We start from the raw sequence: 23,151 nt of genomic DNA on the forward strand, positions 1-23,151 counted from the left end.
TGAACGCGCAGTCCACCGCGTTTCCGATCCACACGTCCCCACAAAAAAGGAGCCCCGATGACCTCTTCTTCTTTTCGCAGCGTGGCGTGCGCGGCGCTGTTGGCCGCAGCCGCCCCGGCTTTCGCCCAGAACGTGCTGCTCACTGCGCGCCCCTCCATCGCGCTGAGCGTGAGCGACAAGATGGCCACCCGGCAGCCGCGTGTGGAGTTCACCGTCACCATGCCGGACGGCAAGACGACCACTGCAACCGCCGAGCCCCAAGGAGGCGGCGAGCGGGCCGGCACCGTGCACTATCCCGGCGATTTCGGCAATGCGGGCACCCGCGTGGGCGATTACACGTGGGTGGCGCGCATCGGGAGCAAGGTGGTGCTCGACGGGCGCTTCAGCTATCGGCCAACGCCAGAAGGGCAGCTCCTGTTCGTTCCCCGCTGAGATGGCGGTCGGTTGCGCCGGCATTAAAAAAGCGCCTGCTCTCCATTGCGGAGAGGGCAGGCGCTTTCTGGGCTGGCCGGCCCTTGCACAAGGACCGGCAGTTTCAGCGGTGGATCAGGCGGTCACGGCCGCCAGCGCTGCATTCAGCGTGGCGCTGGGGCGCATCACGGCCTCGGTCTTCTTCGGGTCGGGCAGGTAGTACCCGCCGATGTCCGCTGGCTTGCCCTGCACGTCGGCCAGTTCGCCCACGATCTTCTGCTCGTTGTCGGCCAGCGTCTTCGCAAGGCCTGCGAACTTGGCCGCCAGGGCCTTGTCCTCGGTCTGTGCGGCCAGTTCCTGGGCCCAGTACAGCGCCAGGTAGAACTGGCTGCCGCGGTTGTCCAACTGGCCGGTCTTGGGGCTGGGGTTCTTGTTGGTGTCCAGCAGCTTGCCGGTGGCGGTGTCCAGCGTCTTGGCCAGCAGGGCGGCCTGTGGGTTGCCGGTCTTCAGGCCCAGGTCTTCCAGGCTGACGGCCAGGGCCAGGAACTCGCCCAGCGAATCCCAGCGCAGGTGGTTTTCTTCCACCAGTTGCTGCACGTGCTTGGGCGCCGAGCCGCCGGCACCCGTTTCGTACATGCCGCCGCCGGCCATCAGGGGCACGACGGACAACATCTTGGCGCTGGTGCCCAGTTCCATGATGGGGAACAGGTCGGTCAGGTAGTCGCGCAGGATGTTGCCGGTGACGCTGATGGTGTCCAGGCCGCGGATCACGCGCTCCAGCGTGTAGCGCATCGCGCGCACCTGGCTCATGATCTGGATGTCCAGGCCGGTCGTGTCGTGGTCCTTCAGGTAGGTCTTCACCTTATTGATGACTTCGTTTTCGTGCGGGCGGTACGGGTCCAGCCAGAACACGGCGGGCATGCCGGAGTTGCGGGCACGGGTCACGGCCAGCTTGACCCAGTCGCGGATCGGTGCGTCCTTCACCTGGCACATGCGCCAGATGTCGCCTTCTTCCACGTTCTGGCTCAGCAGCACTTCGCCCGTGGCCAGATCGACGATGTTGGCCACGCCGGCTTCAGGCACTTCGAACGTCTTGTCGTGCGAGCCGTACTCTTCGGCCTGCTGGGCCATCAGGCCCACGTTGGGCACGGTGCCCATGGTCTTGGGGTCGAAGTTGCCATGCCATTTGCAGAAGTTGATGATCTCCTGGTAGATGCGGGCGAAGGTGCTCTCGGGGATCACCGCCTTGGTGTCCTTCAGGCGGCCGTCGGCGCCCCACATCTTGCCGCCGTTGCGGATCATGGCGGGCATCGAGGCATCGACGATCACGTCGTTGGGCGAGTGGAAGTTCGTGATGCCCTTGGCCGAATCGACCATCGCCAGTTCGGGCCGGTTTTCGTGGCAGGCGTGCAGGTCGCGCTTGATCTCGTCCTGCTTGCTCTGCGGCAGCGTGGCGATCTTGTTGTACAGATCGACCATGCCGTTGTTGACGTTCACGCCCAGCTCTTCGAAGAGCTGTGCATGCTTGGCGAAGGCTTCCTTGTAGAAGATGCGCACGGCATGGCCGAAGACGATCGGGTGCGACACCTTCATCATCGTCGCCTTGACGTGCAGCGAGAACATCACGCCGGTCTTGTGCGCGTCCTCGATCTCTTTTTCATAGAACTCGAGCAATGCCTTCTTGCTCATGAACATGCTGTCGATGATCTCGCCGTCCTTCAGCGATACCTTGGGCTTGAGCACCGTGGTCTTGCCACTCTTGCCGACCAGTTCCATCTTCACGTCGCGCGCCTTGTCCAGCGTCATCGACTTTTCGCCGTGATAGAAGTCGCCGTGGTGCATGTGCGAGACGTGCGAGCGCGATGCCTGGCTCCACTCGGCCATGCTGTGCGGGTTCTTGCGGGCGTATTCCTTGACGGCCTTGGGCGCGCGGCGGTCGGAGTTGCCTTCACGCAGAACCGGGTTCACCGCGCTGCCGATGCACTTGTTGTAGCGGGCGCGGATGTCCTTTTCTTCGTCGGTCGTCGGGTTCTCGGGGTAGTCGGGAATCGCGTAGCCCTTGCCCTGCAGTTCCTTGATGGCGGCCACCAGTTGCGACACCGATGCGCTGATGTTGGGCAGCTTGATGATGTTGGCGTCGGGCGAGAGCGTCAGCTTGCCCAGGGCGGCCAGGTTATCGGGCACGCGCTGTGCCTCGGTCAGGCGCTCGGGAAACTGGCCCAGGATGCGGCCGGCGACCGAGATGTCGCTGGTCTCCACGTTGATGCCCGCTGGGGCCGCGAAGGTCCGCACGATCGGCAGGAAGGCGGCGGTCGCCAGTGCGGGTGCTTCGTCGGTCAGCGTGTAGATGATGGTCGGTTGCGTCGTGCTCATGCGCTTGGGTTCCTTGGGAAGGGGGACGGATCAACCTGTGATTTTCGCGCTTTCTGAAGGCAGCGGGTAGAGATGCCCCTCAGCGCCGTTCAGGGGCGGGTGCCGGCGCGGCCGATAGCGGCCCCGAAAGAGGGCTTGATCGACGGCCCGCCGCAGGCTCATGCGCGCGGTGCGGCCACCTTCGTTACCAGCCAGATGCCGCCGCACACCAGCACCAAGGCCGCTGCGTTGCGCCACTCCAGCAGGTTCTCTTCAAGGAACCAGGCCGACAGCAGCGTGCCGAACACGGGCACCATGAAGTTGAACGCCGTGACCAGGCTCACCCGGTTGTGCTTGAGCAGCAGGCTCCAGATCGATATGGCCACGGCGGACAGCATCACCAGGTAGGCCAGCAGCGACGACGAAGCCCACGTCACTTCGCCCAGGCCGCCGCCCATCGCATAGCCCAGCACCAGCAGCACCACGCCGCCGATGGTCAACTGGTAGGCAGTCATCACGACCGGGTCCATGCCTTGCGAAATGCTTTTGCCGTAGATGCCGCCCAGGGCCAGCACCAGCGCCGCGATCACCACGAAGCCCTCGCCCAGCAGGGCGAACTCGAAGGCGGTCAATGCCCCGGTGAGACCGGCCCCGAAGTTGACCGCCATCACCCCGGCAAATCCCAGAATGCAGCCCCAGGCCTTGGCATGGCTGATGCGGTCGTTGTGGTACAGCCAGTGGGCCAGCAGCACGCTGAAGAAGGTTCCGGTGGCATTCATGATCGAAGCCTTCACCCCGGTGGTGTTGGCAACGCCGATGTAGAAAAAGATGTATTGCAGCGTGGTCTGCAGCAGGCCCAGCACCGCCAATTGGCCCCAGGCCCTGGCAGGCCAGCCGCAAAGCTCCCTGCCGCTGGCGGCCACCCAGGCCAGCAGCGCCAGGCCCGCGAGCGCGAAGCGCCAGCCTGCGAACACCAGCTTGGAAGGAATGTCTCCGCCCTCGATGCCGAACAGTTCGTAGCCATTCTTGATGGCCGGGTACGAACTGCCCCATAACAGGCAGCACAACAGCGCCAGCAGGAACACGTTCCTGCGCTGCGCCAGCGGAGATTGAGGGGGCGACATGGGCTTCTTTCCAGTAGGGGTGCTTGCCCCAAAAAGGGGAATTTTGCATCAGGTTGTATGACAACGCAGCGCGAAAATGCATGAAAACAGTCACATTCCACTGTTTTAGGCGGCTTCTTCTTTCAATTGTCTGATGACTGTACTGTGCGCAAACGTATCAGCCAACCTGGGCAACAACGTTTTGCGTAACCGGCTCGTCCGCTGAAAAGAGACTTTAACGTAACAATGAGTTGACTCTGGCGCCACCCCCGCCTCTAAATCGGTTCGCGCAACGCGCTCCGGTACGTTTTGCACAGGCTTTTCCGCAGCGGCGGCCTTGCCCATAATGCGGCGCACATGCGACTGTCATTCGTCCCGCTCCTCCTGTCCTGCTGCACCTTGGCGGCGCTGTCCGGCTGCACCGCCAGCCCCTCTGCGCCGCACGGCGAGGCGAAAGGTGCCTCTGCCAGCGGCAGCGAATTGGGCCAATCCGATGTGAACCGCATGGCAACGCTCGGCATGCGCGAGAACCTTGACAGCCTCTACCGCCTGATGGACAAGCTGTATCGCCGCAACCCGGCCGAGTGGCGCAAGACCAGCGCCGCTGGCCGCGAGCAGGCCATGGAGCAGGTCCGCACCACCATCGAGCAGGGGGGAACGTGGGCGCCGCTGCAGGGGCGCCGCGACATCGCGGCGATGGCGCTGGCCCTGGCGCCTGAATTTGCCGGCGACCGGGTGGCCGCCTTCATCTTCGCCACGGCCGACATGCTGATCACCGCGCACGACGGGAAAATCGAGTTCTTCCTGCTGGACAGCCTGGATGCGCAGCACTTGTACAACGCGGCCCGCAACGTGGAGATTGCCGTGTGGATGCTGTCGCAGCGGCGCACCGCGACTGGCCAGCCGCTGCTGCTGGCCGACGAGATCGGCCCGCAGGGGCGCAACCTGAGCTTCGAGCGCGAGTTCGGCAAGATCATCGGCCGGCTCGACCTGCTGGCGGCAGTCGCCCTCGAAAAGTACCGCCGCGCCGCCATCACCTATGTGCAGGGGCTGGTGGGGGGCTCGTTCCTGCAGTTCCTGCCGGTGCGCTGAGAACCGTCCATTGCACCCTGGCACGGCCCCCGGTGGCCCGGGCCGCGTAAAATCCGGCCGCCCCCGAGGAGCGTTGCAGCGCCTGCCGATCAATCGGCTCAAGGTGTCAGGCTCGGGCGGCGCTGGCCCACTGTCCAACGACGCTCACCTGTTCCCAACTACCGATTGCGCAGGTGAGCCTGATGTCCGCCCCCCTTATTCCGCCTCCCATGAAGCTCTCGGGCCTCGAACCGGTTTCCATCGGCGAGGGCACGCTGTTCGTCAACATCGGCGAGCGCACCAACGTCACCGGCTCCAAGGCGTTCGCCCGCATGATCCTGAACGGCCAGTACGAAGAGGCCCTGGCCGTGGCCCGCCAGCAGGTGGAGAACGGCGCGCAGGTCATCGACATCAACATGGACGAGGCCATGCTGGACAGCAAGGCGGCCATGGTGCGGTTCCTGCAGCTGATCGCTTCGGAGCCCGACATCGCCCGCGTGCCGATCATGGTGGACAGCTCCAAATGGGACGTGATCGAGGCCGGGCTGCGCTGCATCCAGGGCAAGGGCATCGTCAACTCCATCTCCATGAAGGAGGGCGTGGACAAGTTCAAGCACGAGGCACGCCTGGTCAAGCGCTACGGCGCCGCCGCCGTGGTGATGGCGTTCGACGAGGTGGGCCAGGCCGACACGTACGAACGCAAGATCGAGATCTGCGAGCGCGCCTATCGCGTGCTGGTGGACGAAGTGGGCTTTCCGCCCGAAGACATCATCTTCGACCCCAACATCTTCGCGGTGGCCACCGGCATCGAAGAGCACAACAACTACGCGGTCGATTTCATCGAGGCCGTGCGCTGGATCAAGCAGAACCTGCCGGGCGCCAAGGTGTCGGGCGGCGTCAGCAACGTGTCGTTCAGCTTCCGCGGCAACGATCCGGTGCGCGAAGCTATCCACACCGTGTTCCTGTACCACGCCATCAAGGCCGGCATGGACATGGGCATCGTCAACGCCGGCATGGTGGGTGTGTACGACGACCTGGAGCCCACCCTGCGCGAACGCGTGGAAGACGTGGTGCTCAACCGCCGCCCCGACGCCGGCGAGCGCCTGGTGGAAGTGGCCGAGACCGCCAAGAGCGGTGCCAAGGACGAGAGCAAGCGCCTGGAGTGGCGCGGCACGCCGGAGCAACCGAGGACGGTGGGCGAGCGGCTGTCGCACGCGCTGGTGCACGGCATCACCGACTTCATCGTGGAAGACACCGAAGAGGCCTACCAGGCGATCCTCGCCAAGGGCGGGCGCCCGCTGCACGTGATCGAAGGCCCGCTCATGGACGGCATGAACGTCGTGGGCGACCTGTTCGGTGCGGGCAAGATGTTTTTGCCCCAGGTGGTGAAAAGCGCGCGCGTGATGAAGTCCGCCGTAGCGCACCTGATTCCCTACATCGAAGAAGAAAAGCGCCAGGACGAGCTGGCCGGGCGCGACGTGCGCAGCAAGGGCAAGATCATCATCGCCACCGTCAAAGGCGATGTGCATGACATCGGCAAGAACATCGTCACCGTCGTCTTGCAGTGCAACAACTTCGAAGTGGTGAACATGGGCGTGATGGTGCCGTGCCACGAAATTCTGGCGCGCGCCAAGGTCGAAGGGGCGGACATCGTGGGCCTGTCGGGCCTGATCACGCCCAGCCTGGAGGAAATGCAGTACGTGGCCGGCGAGATGCAGAAGGACGACCACTTCCGCATCAAGAAGATTCCGCTGCTCATCGGCGGCGCCACCACCAGCCGCGTGCACACCGCCGTGAAGATCGCGCCTCACTACGAAGGCCCTGTGGTCTACGTGCCTGACGCATCGCGCAGCGTGAGCGTGGCGCAGAGCCTGCTGGGCGACGGCGTGCAGAACTACGTCGATGAGCTGAACGCCGACTACGACAAGGTGCGCACCCAGCATGCCAACAAAAAGCAGACCCCGCTGTGGTCGCTGGCCAAGATCCGCGCCAACAAGACGCCGGTGGATTGGGCTGCGTTCAAGCCCACCGTGCCGCGTGCGCTGGGCCGCCGCGTGTTCAAGAACTTCGACCTGGCCGAGCTGGCGCGCTACATCGACTGGGGCCCGTTCTTCCAGACCTGGGACCTGGCCGGCCCGTACCCCGCCATCCTGACCGACGAGGTCGTGGGCGTGGAGGCCACGCGCGTGTTCGCCGATGCGCAGGCCATGCTGAAAAAGATCATCGAGGGCCGCTGGCTCACCGCCAGCGGCGTGATGGGCCTGTACCCGGCCAACAGCGTGAACGACGACGACATCGAGTTCTACACCGACGAGTCGCGCACCGAGGTCGCCATGACCTGGCACGGCCTGCGCCAGCAGGCCGAAAAGCACACCATCGACGGCGTGACGCGCCCCAGTCGCTGCCTGGCCGACTTCGTCGCGCCCAAGAGCAGCGGCATTGCCGACTACGCGGGGCTGTTCGCCGTGACGGCGGGCCTGGGGATCGAGAAGAGGGAGAAGGCCTTCATCGACGCGCTGGACGACTACTCCGCCATCATGTTCAAGAGCCTGGCCGACCGCCTGGCCGAAGCCTTTGCCGAAGCCTTGCACCACCGCGTGCGCACCGACCTTTGGGGCTATGCGGCGGGCGAGCAGCTGTCAAACGACGACATGATTGCCGAGAAGTACACGGGCATCCGCCCCGCGCCCGGCTACCCGGCCTGCCCCGACCACAGCGCCAAGAGCGAACTGTTCCGCGTGCTGCAGTGCGAAGAGGTGGGCATGACCCTCACGGAAAGCCTGGCCATGATGCCGGCCGCCAGCGTGAGCGGCTTTTACCTGGGCCACCCCGAGAGCACGTACTTCAACGTCGGCAAGATCGGCGAGGACCAGTTGCACGACATGGCCCAGCGCCGCGGCATGGAAGAGGCCGTGCTGGCGCGGCTGCTGGCACCGAATCTGTAGGAGCCAGCGCCTGCAACGGGCGCGACCCCAGCCAGGGCCACCGTGGAAGGGCCGCACCGCCGCACGGGCGGCGTCCCCTCAGCAGGACGCCGCGGAGCGACTCAGGGGCTCATCCGATGATGGTTCCGCTCACCTGGCCCAGCCCGATGCGCACCGCGCCCTCGCGCTCGCACCAGCCCTTGAGGATCAGCGTGTCGCCGTCTTCGAGAAAGCTGCGCTGCTCCCCGTTGGGCAGCGTAACCGGCTGCTTGCCACCGCCGGTCAGTTCCAGCAACGAACCGGCTTCGCTGGCCTCGGGGCCCGAGAGCGTTCCAGACCCCAGCAGGTCGCCGGGCTGCAGATTGCAGCCGTTGACCGTGTGGTGGGCCACCAGTTGGGCGGGCGTCCAGTACGCGGCGCGCTGGGTGTCGGTCAGGGCCAGGCGCACGGCGGGCTCGCCGGCTTCGCGCATGCGGGCAGTGTGCAGCAAGACTTCCAGCGCGATGGTGAAGGCGCCCTGGGCGCGGTTGCCGGGCGACTCGAGGTAGGGCAGGGGCTGCGGGTCGGCGGCATCGCGCTCGAACGGGGCGCGAAACGGCGCCAGCCCCTCCATGGTCACGATCCAGGGCGAGAGCGTGCTGGCGAAGTTCTTCGACAGGAAAGGGCCGAGCGGCTGGTATTCCCAGCCCTGGATGTCGCGTGCGCTCCAGTCGTTGAACAAGGCCACGCCGAACAGATGCTGCTCCGCCTGGCCGATGGCAATGGGTTCGCCCTGGGCATTGCCCTGGCCGATGAACCAGCCCAGTTCCAGTTCGTAGTCCAGGCGCTTGCAGGGGCCGAGCACCGGCGCGGCGGCATCGGGCGCCTTGGTCTGGCCCTGGGGGCGCTTCACGCGCTGGCCGCTGATGCCGATGGACGATGCGCGCCCGTGGTAACCGATGGGCACCCACTTGTAGTTGGGCAGCAGCGGGTTGTCCGGGCGGAACTGCTTGCCCACCGTGGTGGCGTGGTGCACGCTGGTATAGAAGTCCGTGTAGTCGCCGATGTGGCAGGGCACGGCCATCTCGGCCTCGTTCTGGGGCGACAGCGCCCGGGCCCAGTCGGCCTGCCGGCTGCTGCCTTCGCGCAGGCCTTCCGACAGCTGCTGGCGCAGGGCTTGCCGCGCGGCGGGCGTGGCAGCCATCAGCGCGTTCATGTCGTTCGAGTCCGCCAGGCCCACGGCTTGCAGGTCCAGGATCTGGTCGCCGATGGCCACCCCGATGCGCAGCGCAGCGCCGCTGGCGGCCTTGCGGTAGCGCCCAAATGGCAGGTTCTGGATCGGAAAATCGCAGCCCGCCGCATTTGCAGAGGCAACCCAGCTGCGCAGCCGGGTGTCGTGGGTGTCGTCGAGGGTGATGGCCATGGCGGTGGAGAAAAAAGGCGGGAATGGGCTCAGTCGGCACTCATCTGGGCGCCGCGGGCCACTTGGCCGAGGCGCTCATAGTCGCGCTTGGTGAGGGCGTCGAAGTCGGCCGCGCTGGTGCTGCGTGGCGTGAAGCCGGCGGCGAGCAGCCTGTCCTTGACGGCCGGGTCGGTCAGCGCATCGGCCAGGGCTTTGTTCAGGCGCTGGACCACGGGGGCGGGCAAGCCGGCCGGGCCGTACACGCCGAACCAGGGTTCCACCGCATAGCCGGGCAGGCCGGCTTCGGCCAGCGTGGGCACGTCGGGCAGGGCGGCCGAGCGCTGGGCTCCCGCGACGGCCAGAGCGCGCAGCTTGCCGGCCTGGATGTGCGGCAGCGACGCAGGCAGGTTGTCGAAAGCCATCGGCACCTGGCCGCCGATCAGGTCGGTGATCAGCGGTGCGCTGCCTTTGTAGGGCACGTGCACCAGATCGGTCTTGGACAGCTGCGCGAAGAGCACGCCCGCCAGGTGCATCGAAGTCCCCGCACCCGCCGTGGCATAGGGCGTGCCCGGGGTCTTGCGCAGGTAGGCCAGCAATTCGGCCACGTTCTTCACGGGCAGGGCCGGGCCGGCTTCGAGCACGATGGTGGAGTTGCCCAGAAGGCCCACCGCGCTGAAGTCCTTGCGTGGATCGAACGGCATCTTCTTGTAGATGTGCGGGTTCAGCGCATTCGTGGAGATGGCGCCCATTCCCACCGTGTAGCCGTCGGGCGCGGCCTTGGCCACGGCGTCCATGCCGATGTTGCCGCCAGCACCCGCGCGGTTGTCGATGATGACCGGCTGGCCCAGGGTCTGCGCCATGTGCGCGCCCACGGTGCGGGCCACCAGGTCGGTGGTGCCGCCTGGAGCGTAGGGTACGACGAAGCGGATGGGCTTGGCGGGAAAGGCGGCTTCCTGGGCGGCCAGCGGGCCGGTGGCCAGGCCGAGCACGGCGGCGGCTGCGGCGGTGCACAACAGGGTGCGGCGGGTGCGGGAAGGCGATGCGAAAGCGGGCATGTTCCGTTGTCTCTGAAAGTGGTTGGAGGAATCCCGCCATTCTTGGAGGGACAGCCCCTTCCTACAATCGTTTTTTCCACTGCATGGACAACCATGGCCACCTTGGTGCTCGACCGCGTGCTGCGCATCCTCGACCAGCTTTCGCGCTACGACGCGCGCGGACTCTCGCTGTCCGACATCGCACGGCAGTCCGGCATCCCGCACCCCACCGTGCACCGGCTGCTGCAGGACATGATGGCCGCGCGCCTGGTGTGCGTGCTGCCGCAAGGCAAGGGCTACGTGCTGGGGCGCCGTCCGTTCGAGCACGGCCTGGCGGCGCGCGGGCGGCACGATGTGGCGCCCCTGTTCACGGCCAACCTGCAGCGGCTGGCCGATGCTACGGGTTACTCGGCCTATCTGTTCGTGCTCAGCGGGCACGAGGCCGTCTGCTATGCCCACACCAACGTGCAGCGGCTGGAGCCGCCGCTGAGCGTGACCGTGGGCGGGCGTCGCCCGCTGGGCGTGGGCGCGGCAGGCCTGGCGCTGATGGCCGCGCAGGAGGCCGACCTCATCGAAGCGGCACTCGCCGCCAATGCGCCCATGCTCGGCCGCTACGGCGGGTTGAACGAAGCGGCGCTGCGCCAGTTGCTCGCGCAGACGCAGGCCCTGGGCTACGCGCGCAGCGGCGGTTGCCTGAACACCAATACCGCGGCCGTGGGCCATGCGGTGGGCGATGCCGGCGGGCGGGCGTTCGCCGCCATCAGCCTGTCGACCACGGTGGCGCGTCTCACGCAGCGGGAGGCCGCACGCCTGGCGGCGCTGCTGCGGGCCGAGATCGCGGACATCCAGCCGCGCGTTCACTTCCACTGGAGCGACGCTTCCCCGCTGCGCTGAACGCCGCCCCGGCCCGCGCACCGCGGGCGCTGCTACGGCCGAGTCACATCGCCGTCACTCTGTCGCCACAGTCGGCAGGAAGAATGAAGGGCTTCGTTGCTTCATTTTTTCATTGCCATGACCACGCACATGCAGCGCTTGCCGCTGCCCCTGATCGGCCGCCCGTTGCTGGGCGCCGGCACGCTCGTTTTCGCCCTGCTGCTGGCCGGCTGCGGCGGCGGTAACGGCGGCAGCGGCGCCAACGTTCCGGCGACCTCTGCCACCTGCGCCAATCCCGACACGCATTGCGCACCCAAGCCCTGAACGGGCACCGCCCCACGGACAAGAAAGATTTCTCCAGATGACCGTCGATTCCTCCAAACGCAACTTCCTCACGACCGCGCTTGGCGTGGGCGCCGCCTCGGCCACGCTCACCGCCTTTCCGCCCGCCATCCGGCGCGCCCTCGCCATCGAAGCCCACAACGCGACCGGCACCCTCCAGGACGTGAAGCACGTCGTCCTGCTGATGATGGAAAACCGCTCGTTCGATGGCTACTTCGGCACCTTCAAGGGCGTGCGCGGCTTCGGTGACCGCTTCCCGATCCCGACGCCCAACGGCCGCAACGTCTTCTACCAGACCTACACCAAGACCTCGCCCGCCAGCACCTACGTGCCGTACCGCCTGGATGAAGCGAAGGGCAATGCCCAGCGCGCCGGCAGCACGCCGCACACCTGGGTGGATTCGCAGGCGGCCTGGGACCACGGCCGCATGTACAAGTGGCCCGATGCCAAGCTGCCGCTGTCGATGGGCTACTACGAAACGGCGGAAGTGCCGTTCCAGCGCGCGCTGGCCGACGCCTTCACGCTGTGCGACCACTACCACTGCGGCATGCACACCGGCACCATCGCCAACCGGCTCTTTTACTGGACCGGCACCAACGGCCCGAACGGCATCAGCCCCATCGACGGCTCCAAGGTGCGCGTGGCGGGCCTGAACAACCAGTTCAACGGCGGCAACGACATCGGTGCCTCCACCGACGGCTGGACCTGGACCACCTACGCCGACCGGCTGGAAAAAGCGGGCGTGAAATGGAAGGTCTACCAGAGCCTGATCGACAACTTCGGCTGCAACGAGATGATGGGCTTTCGCCACTGGCGCGCCGAGATCGAGAAGATGCCCGCGGACCGCAAGCCCATCTATGTCGCCAAGACCGACATCACGCAGCCGGTCGAGCTGGCAGGCCCGTTCTACGACGCCCGGATCGACGACGCGCTGAGCCCGCTGGCCAAGGGCTTCGGCAACACCATGCCGCAGGGCTTTCTCGAAACCTTCCGCGAGGACATCCGCCAAGGCACGCTGCCCGCGGTGTCGTGGATCATTCCGCCATCGGTGTACAGCGAGCATCCCGGGCCTTCGAGCCCGGCGCAGGGCGGCTGGTACGTGCAGGAAGTGCTGGACGCACTGACGGCCAACCCCGAGGTCTGGAGCAAGACCGTGCTGCTGATCAATTTCGATGAAAACGACGGCTTCTTCGACCACTTGCCATCGCCCGCAGCGCCATCGCGCAACCCGGACGGCAGCCTGGCCGGTGCCTGCACGCTGCCAGCCGCCGATGTGGCCGTGGAATACCACGACTTCCAGCCCGCCACCCCGAGCCAGCCTGCGGCGGACGGCAAGCCCTACGGCCCCGGGCCCCGCGTTCCGATGTGGGTGGTGTCGCCGTGGAGCCGCGGCGGCTGGGTCAATTCGCAGGTGTTCGACCACACGTCCACGCTGCTGTTTCTGGAAAAGCGTTTCGGGGTGGTCGAGCCGCAGGTCAGCGCCTACCGCCGCGCGGTGTGCGGCGACCTCACCAGCTGCTTCAACTTCGTCAATCCCAACACCGAGACGTTGCCGACGCTTGCCGGCCGCACCACCAAGGGCGCGGTCGATGCGCGGGTCACGGCGCAGGCCCTGGCCGCCAAGCTGCCCCAGCCCACCGCTGCGGCCGATGCCGCCCTGCCGGCGCAGGCCGAGGGCGTGCGGCCGTCGCGGGCGCTGCCTTACGAACTGCACACCACGGCGCAGGTCAGCGCCGGCGCTGGCACGGTCACCCTGCTGTTCGCCAACACCGGCAAGGCAGGCACCGCGGCGGTCTTCCACGTCTACGACAAGAACCACCTCGACCGCATTCCCCGGCGCTATGTCGTCGAATCGGGCAAGACGCTGAACGGCGTCTGGAACGCGGCGGCCGATGGCGGCGCCTACCACCTGTGGGTGCTCGGCCCCAACGGCTATCACCGCGAATTCATCGGCGACCTGAAGCAGCAGGGCGCGACCGGCGGGCCGGAAGTGCAGGTGTGCTACGAGCTGTGCAGCCCGCCCCAGGTGCGCGTGAAGCTCTACAACCGCAGCAGCAGCGCCATGACCTTCTCCGCCCAGGCCATGGCCTACCGCGCGGATGGCCCGTGGACGCGCAGCGTCGACCCGGGCGCGGTGGAGGAATTGGCTTGGCCTTTGGGCGACAGCGGCAACTGGTACGACTTCGTGGTGCGCTGCAGCGCTGCGCCGACCTTCCAGCGCCGCTTCGCGGGCCGCATCGAGACGGGCAAGGACTCGGTGTCCGACCCCGCCATGGGCCAGGTCGACGGGCTTTAAAGACGGGGAAGACGGACTGGCGAACTGCGCCGACACCTGCCAGCGCCGGCATGGGGTGCAATGGGCGCCATGTCCTCTCCGTTCCTCAAGCCGTGGATCGAGCGCGCCAAAGCGCTCGCCAGCCCGATCATGCCGCTGGTGCGCGCGGCCAATCTCTGGCTCGATGCGGACGGGCTGCGCATGAGCGCGGCGATGTCGTTCTACGGGCTCCTGAGCCTCGCGCCGGTGCTGTTGCTGCTGGTGGGCGTGCTGGGCTGGTGGATCGACAAGTCCTACCTTGAAACCACCATGGTCGGCCAGGTGCGCGGCGTGATGGGCGACCGCGTGGCCGAAGTGGTGCAGCTGGCGCTGTCCAGCGCACGGGAGCCATCCGAGGGGCGGCTCGCCTCGATCGCCGGGTTCGTGCTGCTGCTGTCCGGCGCCACTGGCGTGTTCGTGGAACTGCAATCCGCGCTGGAGCGGCTTTGGTCGCGTGGCGAGCCGCCTGCGCAGGAGCAGAAAGCCTGGTGGCGCATGGCATCGCTGCGGGTGCGCGGCCTGGCCTATGTGCTGGCCATCGGGTTCTTGCTGCTGATCTCGCTGGTCGTGTCCACGGTGATCCACGTGGTGGTCACCTGGGCGAGCGCGCGGACGCCCATCGCCACGGGTCCGCTGCTGCAGATCGCCAACGAAATGGTGGCGTTCGGGATCGCGGTGCTGCTGTTCGTGGGTCTGATGCGCATCGGCGGCGGAGAAAAGCCGCCGCTCATCTGCCTGGTCTTCGGCGCCGTTGTGGGCGCCATTCTGTTCACCGTGGGCAAGCAATTGCTCGCGCTGTATCTCGCCACGGCAGCGGTGGTGTCGGCCTATGGCGCGGCCGGCTCGCTGGTGGTCGTGCTGATGTGGATCTACTTCTCGTCGGCCGTGCTGCTGTTCTCGGCCAGTTGCGCGCGCGCCTTCCAGGAAGTGCGCGAAGAGAACCTGGAAGGGCCGCCGTCGAACCGACGCACGGCCACCGAATAGGCCCGCCACTGCGGGCGCGGCTAAACGCCATCAGCCCCCATGCGCCGCCGCTTCGAGCCGGGCGCCCAGTTGCAGGTATTGCGCCAGCCGCAGCGCGTTTTCGGGCGCATGGATCTTCATGGTGTTGTCGAAGAAGCAGAACACGTCACGCTCTTTGGCCCCCGCCTCTTTCGCTGGCGGCCCCGCCGTCTCGATGCCGTCCGGTAACCGGCCATGCGACCACGCGCGGATGCGTTCACCCCAGTGGGCGATCTGCGCATCGCTGTAGCCGCTGGCGTAGAGCTGTTGCGCGCCATGCAGCCGCAGGTACATGAAATCCGCGGTCACGTCGCCCAGTTCGGGCCAGCGGCCTCCGGTGTCGGCCACCACCAGCGCCACGCGGTGGCGGCGCAGCAGTTCGATGCACTCCGGGTGGCGATAGCTTTCGTGCCGCACTTCGAGGGCATGGCGCACGCGCCACGGGCAGGCGGGCTTCAGCAGTTCTCGGCCCTGCATGCGGTCTTCGCGCTCCTGGGCCAGAGTGGCTGCCGACTGCGTGTCGTGCGGCAACAGGGCGAGAAAGTCTTCCAGCAGCCGGGCATCGAAGGGCAGGCTGGGCGGCAGCTGCCACAGGATGGGGCCGAGTTTCGGCCCCAGTGCGAACAGGCCCGACGCGAAGAAATTGGCCACCGCCGCACGCGCGTCGCGCAACCGCAGGATGTGGGTGATGTAGCGCGGCGCCTTCACGGTGAACACGAAGCCGTCGGGCGTGTCGGCGGCCCAGTGCGCATAGCTGGTGGGGCGCTGCAGCGCGTAGAACGAGCCGTTCAGCTCGATCGCCGGAAACTGGTGCGAGGCGAAAGCCAGTTCCTTGGCCTGCACCAGGCCTTCGGGGTAGAAAGCGCCGCGCCACGGCGCATAGCGCCAGCCGGACACGCCGATGCGGATTTGCGCTGCCATCTTCGATCCTCCTTCGAACCTGTTGAGGGATGCGGGTGAAGCCAGTGTGGCGGCTGGCGCACAGGCCTGCCACCGCCTGTTGGCGCACCACCGGGTAGGCGTACAGCTACTTACTTCGTTTACAGAACGCCTCCGTGTGTGAAGCGAGGGCGCGTGTACCCTGCCTGCAAAACACCCGTAGAAGGAAGAACACCATGAGTCTCATCATCCGAAACAATCCTTCGCTCACGCCGGCCAACGGCGCTCACGCCTCGGCATCCGCCGGGGGCGCTTCCGTCAAATGGCTCTGGGCCGCCGTCGGCGCCCTGGGCGTGAGTGTGCTGGCGCTGGGAGCGACCCTGGTCGTGCAGCAGCGCGGCAATGCACCGGCAGATGCTGCCGCGCAGGTCGCCCAACTGGCCCCCGATGCGCAGCGCACGCCGGAATCCGAAGTCATCAACGAACGCGCAGGCGCCGCACCCGCGCGGCCGGTGCAGCCCCTGGCCCAGAACATCGTGAACCGCGCACCGGTCCAGGCGCAGACCGGCAGCGGATCGGGCGGCGGGGGTTATGGCGGTGGCTACGACGCTCCCGTCAGCGCAGGCCGCCCGGTGGCGATGCAGGCCCCGGTGTGCAGCACCTGCGGCCGCGTCGAGTCCGTGCAGGCCGTTCAGCAGGCCGCACCGGCCACTGGCGTCGGCGCCGTGGCGGGGGGCGTGTTGGGTGCCGTGGTCGGCAACCAGGTGGGCAAGGGATCGGGCCGCACGGCGGCAACCGTGCTGGGCGCGGTCGGCGGCGGCTACCTGGGCCACACCGTGGAGCAGCGCACCCGTACCACCACGGCCTACCAGATGCGCGTTCGCATGGAAGACGGCTCGGTGCGCACCTTCACGCGCTCGCAGCCGGTGGCTGAAGGCACGCCGATGCGCGTCGAAGGCCGCAATTTCCGCGTGGACAACCGCTCGTCGCAGCAAGGCCAGGGCAACTACACGCAGGGCGCGCAGTCGATGCGCGTGGCCAACAGCGGCTATTGATCACCGGGCCGTAAGGCCTGTGGTCTAAAGGGAAGGGCGGCCAGGGCCGCCCTTTTTCATGGGCTTTCGAACCATGGCCTGGCGCCAGGGAAAACGCCCGGCATCCCGGGCAGCCCATCGAAGCCTCCGCAGAGAGGGCTTGAAGTGTTTTAGGCCTCCAGCGCAATAAGCTCTAGGGAGGCTTGCTATCAATTACATAGCAATCGACTCAGCGCCATGCATCCGCCCAAGCACGGGTGCCACCCGTGCAGACTGCATCACTTCTCGACGAACGCCCGTTCGATCACGAAGTCGCCGGGTTTCGTGGTGTTGCCCTCTTCGAAGTCGCGGTGCTCCAGGATGGCCTTGAGCGACGCCAGCATCTCGGGGCTGCCGCACAGCATCACGCGGTCCACCAGCGGGTCCAGCGGCGGCACGCCCAGGTCGGTGAAGAGCTTGCCGCTTTCGATCAGGTCGTTGATGCGGCCCTGGTTGCGGAATGGCTCGCGGGTCACCGTGGGGTAGTACTTGAGCTGCTTGGCCACCGTCTCGCCCAGGAACTCGTGCTTGGGCAGGGTTTCGGTGATGAAGTCGTGGTACGCCAGTTCCTTGACCTCGCGCACGCCGTGCACGAGCACCACTTCTTCGAACTTCTCGTACGTGTCGGGGTCGCGGATCACCGACAGGAAGGGCGCCAGCCCCGTGCCCGTGGAGATGAGGTACAGGCGCTTGGCCGGCAGCAGGTAGTCGATCAGCAGCGTGCCGGTGGGCTTTCTGCCCACCACGATGGAATCGCCCACCTGGATGTTCTGCAGGCGCGAAGTCAGCGGGCCTTCCGGCACCTTGATCGACAGGAACTCCAGGTGCTCTTCGTAGTTGGCGCTGGCGATGCTGTAGGCCCGCAGCAGCGGCTTGTCGTTCACCTTGAGGCCGATCATGGTGAAGTGGCCGTTGGAGAAACGCAGCGCGGGGTCGCGCGTGGTGGTGAAGGAAAACAGGCGGTCGGTCCAGTGGTGGACGGAGAGGACTCGTTCTTCGTTGAATGCGCTCATGGAATGGTGGCAGATTGGGTGTGAAACGAAAGAAACCGTCAGGGGCAGGGCCGGTGGCGTATGGACGCGTTGCGCGACCTGGGCTGCCCCCTGCCATGCGGGCAAACCCGCACATTGTCAGGCAAACCGGGCCATCGGCCTTATGGCTTCTGCGCATGTGCTTATGCCGACACCGGCCGGAGGCCAAGGCCCCGCGCTCGCTCCGCGCCCGGTGGGGCCGTGTCAGCGCCGGGGGGCGGGGTCCGCCGCGTAGCCGCGCAGGAAGACATCGACGGCCCGGCCGATCGCCTGGCGCAACTTGGGTTTGGACAGGTTTTCTTCCAGGCCGAAGAGGCGGGGCGTGGCGGTTTCCGCCTCCATCAGCGCCATGAAGTGGCGTGCGGCCGTCAGAGGGTCGGCCTGCCGGATCAAGCCCTTGCGCATCTGCGCTTCCAGAAACGAGCCCAGCGCCTGAATGCCCTTTTGGGGGCCCAGCTCGAAAAATCGCTTGCCGATATCGCTGCGGCCCGACTCGGCGACGAATGCGCGCTTGGCCTGGAGGGCCGGCTCGCTGCAGATCACGGCCAGCATCTTTTCCGCGAAGGTTTTCAGCGCCGCCTCCAGCTCGCTTTCGTCCTGTTCGAGCGCCAGAAAGAACAGTTCGATGTGCTCCTTCGCCGCACCGATGGCGACCTCCAGAAACAGCTCTTCCTTGGAACTGAAGTACCCGTAGAGCGTGGATTTGGAGCCGCCGACACGGGCGGCGATCTCTGCCATCGAGGCCCCTTCGAACCCCGCTTCCGAAAAAACCTGGGAGGCGATTTCGATGATCGACTCCCGCTTCGCTTCCGTCTTGACGCGCATCTACCGACTTCCGTTTTCTGTGTTCATGCGACCGAGTATTCATGGGCGAAGAATCGAAGTCAAATTTACTTTACCGTACAGTACGGTTTGTATATCATCCGCAGCCTGTCCTTTGGAGATTCCCCATGCGCCTCGTTCGTCGTCCCTTGCTCACGCTGTCGGCCGCAGCCGCCATCGCCTGTTTGCTCGCCGCATGCGGCAAGCCCCCGGGCGGCCCGCCCCCGCCGCAGGGCACGCCCATGGTGGGCGTGATCACCGTGCAGTCGCAGTCGGTGGCGCTCAGCACCGAGCTGCCCGGCCGTACCGTGCCTTACCTGGTGGCCGACGTGCGGCCGCAAGTCGGCGGCATCGTGAAGGCGCGAAAATTCCGCGAAGGCAGCGATGTGAAGGCCGGCGAGGCGCTCTACCAGATCGATCCGGCCACCTTCCAGGCCACCCACGACAGCAACGTGGCGGCGCTGGCCAAGGCCCAGGCCAGCCTCAAGACCACGCGGCTCAAGGCCGACCGCTACAAGGAACTGGTGGCCATCCAGGCCGTGAGCCAGCAGGACTACGACGACGCAGCCGCGTCGCTCGGCCAGGGCGAGGCCGACGTGGCTTCGGCCCGTGCGAATGTCGAGACGAGCCGCATCAACCTGGCCTACGCGCGGGTCGATGCGCCGATTTCGGGGCGCATCGGCAAGTCGAGCGTGACGCCGGGCGCGCTGGTCACCGCCAGCCAGGCCACGGCCCTGGCCACCATCCAGCAGCTGGACCCGATCTATGTGGATGTCACGCAGCCCAGCGCTTCCTTGCTGCGGCTGAAGCAGGCCCTGTCGCGCGGCGATCTGCAAAAAGCTGGCGCCAATGCGGCCAAGGTGCGCCTGGTGCTGGAGGACGGCAGCGCCTACCCCCTAGAAGGCAAGCTCGAGTTCTCGGACGTCACGGTGGACCAGAGCACGGGCGCCATCACGCTGCGCGCCGTGTTTCCGAACCCCAAGGCCGATCTGCTGCCCGGCATGTACGTGCGCGCCGTTCTGCAAGAGGGCGTGAAGGAGCAGGGCCTGCTCGTGCCGCAGCAGGCCGTGACGCGCGACAGCACCGGCAAGCCCATGGCCTACGTGGTGGGCCCGGACAGCAAGCTGCAGCGCCGCAATCTGGAGACCGAGCGCACCGTCGGCGACCAGTGGCTGGTGCGCACCGGCCTGCAGGCGGGCGATCAGCTCGTGGTGGATGGCCAGCAGCGCGCCGCGCCGGGCGCCGAGGTCAAGGTGATGCCCTGGAAGCCCCAGCCAGCGGCCACGGCCGTGGCCGGCCCGGTGGCGCAGGCTGCCGCACCCGAGGGTGCCAAGAACCCCGCGAACTGATCCGCGCGAAAGAAACCCATGGCACGCTTTTTCATCGACCGCCCCATCTTCGCGTGGGTCCTGGCCATCATCGTGATGCTGGCCGGCGCCCTCTCGATCTTCACCCTGCCCATCGCGCAATACCCGAGCATCGCACCGCCCGCCGTGGCGATCACGGCGAACTACCCTGGCGCTTCTGCCAAGACCCTGGAGGACACGGTCACCCAGGTCATCGAGCAGAAGATGAAGGGGCTGGACCGGCTCAGCTACATGGCCTCGACGAGCGAGTCGTCGGGCCAGGTGACCATCACGCTGACCTTCGACAACGGCACCGATCCCGACACCGCCCAGGTGCAGGTGCAGAACAAGCTGTCGCTGGCCACGCCGCTGCTGCCGCAGGAGGTGCAGCAGCAAGGCGTCACCGTGACCAAGTCGGCCACCAATTTCCTGAACGTGCTGGCCTTCACCTCCGAAGACGGGAGCATGAACGGCTCCGACCTGTCGGACTACGTGGCGGCCAACGTGCAGGATGCGATCAGCCGGGTGGAGGGCGTGGGCGACACGACCCTGTTCGGCTCCCAGTACGCGATGCGGGTCTGGCTCGATCCCGACAAGCTGGCGAACTTCGGCCTCACCCCGCTCGATGTGAAGACGGCCATCCAGGCGCAGAACGCACAGGTGTCCGCCGGCCAGCTGGGCGCGCTGCCCGCCGCGAGCAACCAGCAGATCAACGCCACCATAACTGCGCAGACGCGCTTGAAGACGGCGCAGGAGTTCGAAGAGATTTTGCTGCGCACCCTGACCAACGGTTCGCAGGTGCGCCTGCGCGACGTGGCGCGCATCGAGCTGGGCAGCGAAAACTACAACACCGTCGGCCGCTACAACGGCAAGCCGGCCGCGGGCCTCGCGATCAAGCTCGCCACGGGCGCCAACGCGCTCGACACGGTCAGGGCCATCGACGCCCGGGTGGACGAGCTGCAGAAGTTCTTTCCTCCCGGCATGGCGGTGCAAAAGCCTTACGACACCACGCCGTTCGTGCGCATTTCCATCGAGGAAGTGGTGCGCACGCTCGTCGAAGCCGTGCTGCTGGTGTTCCTGGTGATGTACCTGTTCCTGCAGAACTTTCGCGCCACGTTGATTCCCACCATCGCCGTGCCGGTGGTTCTGCTGGGCACGTTCGGCGTGCTGGCGGCCTTCGGCTTCACCCTCAATACGCTGACCATGTTTGCGATGGTGCTTGCCATCGGCCTGCTGGTGGACGACGCCATCGTGGTGGTGGAAAACGTCGAGCGGGTGATGACCGAGGAGGGGTTGTCGCCGAAGGAGGCGACGCGCAAGTCCATGGGCCAGATCACGGGCGCGCTGGTGGGCGTGGCGCTGGTGCTGGCAGCGGTGTTCGTGCCCATGGCCTTTTTCAGCGGATCGACCGGGGTGATCTATCGGCAGTTTTCCATCACCATCGTCTCGGCGATGACGCTGTCGGTGCTGGTGGCGATGGTGCTCACGCCGGCCCTGTGCGCCACGCTGCTCAAGCCCGTTCCCAAGGGCCACACCATGGCGACGACCGGCTTCTTCGGCTGGTTCAACCGCAGCTTCGACCGCGGCAACCGCGGCTACCAGGGCATCGTGCGGCACATGCTGGGCAAGGGATGGCGTTACATGGCGCTGTACGCCGTGCTGCTGGCTGCCGTGGTGTTCGGCTTCATGAAGCTGCCCGTGGGCTTTCTGCCCGATGAGGACCAGGGCTCGATGTTCGTGCTGGTGCAGCTGCCGCCCGGCGCGGCGGGTGCGCGCACCGTGGAGGTGATCCACCAGGTCGAGAAGCATTTTCTGGAAGACCAGAAAGACGCGGTGGCGGGCATCTTCTCGGTCTCGGGCTTCAGCTTCGCCGGGAGCGGGCAGAACACCGGCTTCGCCTTCGTCAAGCTCAAGCCCTGGGATGAGCGCAAGGGCGAAGCCCTCAGCGTGTCGGGCGTCTCGCAGAAGGCGGGAGCCTTTTTCGCGAAGATTCGCGACGCGCAGGTTTTCGCTTTCGCACCGCCCGCCGTGTCGGAGCTGGGCAACGCCACCGGCTTCGATCTGATGCTGCAGGACCGCGCCAACCTGGGCCACGCCGCGCTGATGCAGGCGCGAAACCAGTTGCTGGGCGAGCTGTCCAAGGACGCCCGCCTGGTCGCGGTGCGCCCGAACGGACTGGAAGACACGCCCGAGTTTCGTTTGGAGATCGATCCGCACAAGGCAGGGGCGCTGGGGTTGTCGATGGCTGACATCAACAACACCTTCTCGACGGCCTGGGGCAGCAGCTATGTCAACGACTTCATCGACAAGGGCCGCGTGAAGAAGGTCATGCTGCAGGCCGATGCACCGTTTCGCATGCTGCCCGAGGACATCGACCGCTGGTATGTGCGCAACAGCGCCGGCACCATGGTGCCCTTCACCTCGTTCGCCAAGGCGGGCTGGGCTTCGGGTTCGCCGCGGCTGGAGCGCTACAACGGCGTGCCCTCGGTGGAAATCCTGGGCATGGCGATGCCGGGCGCGGCTTCCAGCGGCGAGGCGCTGGCGATCGTCGAAGCCGCGGTGGCGAAGCTGCCCCCCGGCATCGGCTACGAATGGACGGGGCTGTCGCGGCAGGAAAAGGCGTCCACGGGCCAGACCGGCCTGCTGTACGCGCTGTCGATCCTGATCGTGTTCCTGTGCCTGGCCGCGCTCTATGAGAGCTGGGCGATTCCGTTGTCGGTGATCCTGGTGGTGCCGCTCGGCGTGTTCGGCGCGCTGCTCGGGGCCATCCTGACGTGGAAGATGAACGACGTCTACTTCCAAGTGGGGCTGCTGACCACGATCGGCCTGGCGTCCAAGAACGCCATCCTGATCGTGGAGTTCGCCAAGGAACTGTACGAGGGCGGAAAAAGCCTGGTGGAGTCGGCCATGGAGGCGGTGCGCATGCGCCTTCGCCCCATCCTGATGACGTCGCTCGCCTTCATTCTGGGCGTGCTGCCGCTGGTGCTGGGCAGCGGCGCGGGTGCCGGGGCGCAGCACGCGCTGGGCACGGCGGTGATCGGCGGCATGTTGTCCGGAACCATCCTCGCGATCTTCTTCGTGCCGCTTTTCTTCGTGCTCATCGTGGGCCTGTTCCGCCGCAAGCCTGCAGCCCCGGGGGCCGTGGCCTCCTCGCATCCCGCTTTGCCACACCCCGCTTCGGAAGGTGCCTGAC

General features: G+C 66.6%; 17 protein-coding genes and 1 riboswitch. Of the genes, 10 read left to right on the plus strand and 7 right to left on the minus strand.

The genetic code is table 11. The features are described from left to right. The first annotated feature begins 57 nt into the window (after positions 1-57). A complete protein-coding gene (locus BLT03_RS14865; protein WP_092744538.1) occupies positions 58-432 on the plus strand; it encodes a hypothetical protein in 375 nt (124 codons plus the stop codon). Positions 433-546: 114 nt separating this feature from the next. Here the strand turns inward: BLT03_RS14865 and BLT03_RS14870 are convergent, their stop codons facing one another. Together BLT03_RS14870 and BLT03_RS14875 are read right to left on the minus strand one after the other, a co-directional pair. Beyond that, positions 547-2,784, minus strand: a complete 2,238-nt coding sequence (locus BLT03_RS14870; RefSeq protein WP_092744539.1) for an NADP-dependent isocitrate dehydrogenase — start codon at positions 2,782-2,784, stop codon at positions 547-549. Between the two features lie 158 nt (positions 2,785-2,942). Then, on the minus strand, positions 2,943-3,887 hold the full coding sequence (locus BLT03_RS14875) for a DMT family transporter (RefSeq protein ID WP_092744540.1): 945 nt from the start codon (positions 3,885-3,887) through the stop codon (positions 2,943-2,945). 336 nt (positions 3,888-4,223) lie between these two features. On the opposite strand from BLT03_RS14875, the gene BLT03_RS14880 reads away from it, so the two are divergent. Together BLT03_RS14880 and metH are read left to right on the plus strand one after the other, a co-directional pair. After that, on the plus strand, positions 4,224-4,958 hold the full coding sequence (locus BLT03_RS14880; protein WP_092744541.1) for a hypothetical protein: 735 nt from the start codon (positions 4,224-4,226) through the stop codon (positions 4,956-4,958). A gap of 59 nt (positions 4,959-5,017) precedes the next feature. After that, a riboswitch (S-adenosyl-L-homocysteine riboswitch) is annotated at positions 5,018-5,111 on the plus strand. Positions 5,112-5,140: 29 nt separating this feature from the next. After that, the gene (gene metH / locus BLT03_RS14885; RefSeq protein ID WP_092744542.1) at positions 5,141-7,882 is read left to right on the plus strand and encodes a methionine synthase; all 2,742 of its coding nucleotides are present in this window, start codon (positions 5,141-5,143) and stop codon (positions 7,880-7,882) included. 109 nt (positions 7,883-7,991) lie between these two features. On the opposite strand, the gene fahA is transcribed toward metH, so the two are convergent. Together fahA and BLT03_RS14895 are read right to left on the minus strand one after the other, a co-directional pair. Next, the gene (gene fahA / locus BLT03_RS14890) at positions 7,992-9,263 is read right to left on the minus strand and encodes a fumarylacetoacetase (protein WP_092744543.1); all 1,272 of its coding nucleotides are present in this window, start codon (positions 9,261-9,263) and stop codon (positions 7,992-7,994) included. A 29-nt stretch (positions 9,264-9,292) separates the two neighbouring features. Next, positions 9,293-10,297, minus strand: coding sequence for a Bug family tripartite tricarboxylate transporter substrate binding protein (locus BLT03_RS14895; protein ID WP_092744544.1), 1,005 nt, complete (start codon positions 10,295-10,297; stop codon positions 9,293-9,295). Between the two features lie 93 nt (positions 10,298-10,390). Here BLT03_RS14895 and BLT03_RS14900 point away from each other — a divergent pair, with 93 nt between their 5' ends. The 4 genes from BLT03_RS14900 to BLT03_RS14915 all read left to right on the plus strand — a co-directional run bounded on the left by BLT03_RS14900 (position 10,391) and on the right by BLT03_RS14915 (position 14,789). Further along, complete coding sequence (locus BLT03_RS14900) at positions 10,391-11,170, plus strand: IclR family transcriptional regulator (RefSeq protein ID WP_092744545.1); 780 nt, start codon at positions 10,391-10,393, stop codon at positions 11,168-11,170. A 117-nt stretch (positions 11,171-11,287) separates the two neighbouring features. Next, positions 11,288-11,473, plus strand: a complete 186-nt coding sequence (locus BLT03_RS14905) for a hypothetical protein (protein ID WP_092744546.1) — start codon at positions 11,288-11,290, stop codon at positions 11,471-11,473. A gap of 37 nt (positions 11,474-11,510) precedes the next feature. Then, the gene (locus BLT03_RS14910) at positions 11,511-13,787 is read left to right on the plus strand and encodes a phosphocholine-specific phospholipase C (RefSeq protein ID WP_092744547.1); all 2,277 of its coding nucleotides are present in this window, start codon (positions 11,511-11,513) and stop codon (positions 13,785-13,787) included. 69 nt (positions 13,788-13,856) lie between these two features. Next, complete coding sequence (locus BLT03_RS14915) at positions 13,857-14,789, plus strand: YihY/virulence factor BrkB family protein (protein ID WP_092744616.1); 933 nt, start codon at positions 13,857-13,859, stop codon at positions 14,787-14,789. 30 nt (positions 14,790-14,819) lie between these two features. On the opposite strand, the gene BLT03_RS14920 is transcribed toward BLT03_RS14915, so the two are convergent. Continuing rightward, positions 14,820-15,728 (minus strand): DUF72 domain-containing protein, encoded by a 909-nt coding sequence (locus BLT03_RS14920; protein ID WP_092744548.1) that lies wholly within the window; start codon positions 15,726-15,728, stop codon positions 14,820-14,822. A 194-nt stretch (positions 15,729-15,922) separates the two neighbouring features. Between BLT03_RS14920 and BLT03_RS14925 the strand changes: the two genes are divergently transcribed. Next, entirely contained in the window at positions 15,923-16,741 is an 819-nt protein-coding gene (locus BLT03_RS14925) for an outer membrane lipoprotein (protein WP_092744549.1), read from the plus strand. A 257-nt stretch (positions 16,742-16,998) separates the two neighbouring features. Here the strand turns inward: BLT03_RS14925 and BLT03_RS14930 are convergent, their stop codons facing one another. After that, entirely contained in the window at positions 16,999-17,772 is a 774-nt protein-coding gene (locus BLT03_RS14930; RefSeq protein ID WP_092744550.1) for a ferredoxin--NADP reductase, read from the minus strand. Positions 17,773-17,994: 222 nt separating this feature from the next. Next, entirely contained in the window at positions 17,995-18,615 is a 621-nt protein-coding gene (locus tag BLT03_RS14935; RefSeq protein WP_092744551.1) for a TetR/AcrR family transcriptional regulator, read from the minus strand. Positions 18,616-18,740: 125 nt separating this feature from the next. Here BLT03_RS14935 and BLT03_RS14940 point away from each other — a divergent pair, with 125 nt between their 5' ends. Both BLT03_RS14940 and BLT03_RS14945 read left to right on the plus strand, forming a co-directional pair. After that, positions 18,741-19,961, plus strand: a complete 1,221-nt coding sequence (locus BLT03_RS14940; RefSeq protein WP_092744552.1) for an efflux RND transporter periplasmic adaptor subunit — start codon at positions 18,741-18,743, stop codon at positions 19,959-19,961. Positions 19,962-19,979: 18 nt separating this feature from the next. Beyond that, positions 19,980-23,150 (plus strand): efflux RND transporter permease subunit, encoded by a 3,171-nt coding sequence (locus tag BLT03_RS14945; RefSeq protein ID WP_092744553.1) that lies wholly within the window; start codon positions 19,980-19,982, stop codon positions 23,148-23,150. Position 23,151: the final 1 nt, after the last annotated feature.

The sequence above is a fragment of the Paracidovorax valerianellae genome, from assembly GCF_900102625.1.
GTDB classification, from domain to species: domain Bacteria; phylum Pseudomonadota; class Gammaproteobacteria; order Burkholderiales; family Burkholderiaceae_C; genus Paracidovorax; species Paracidovorax valerianellae.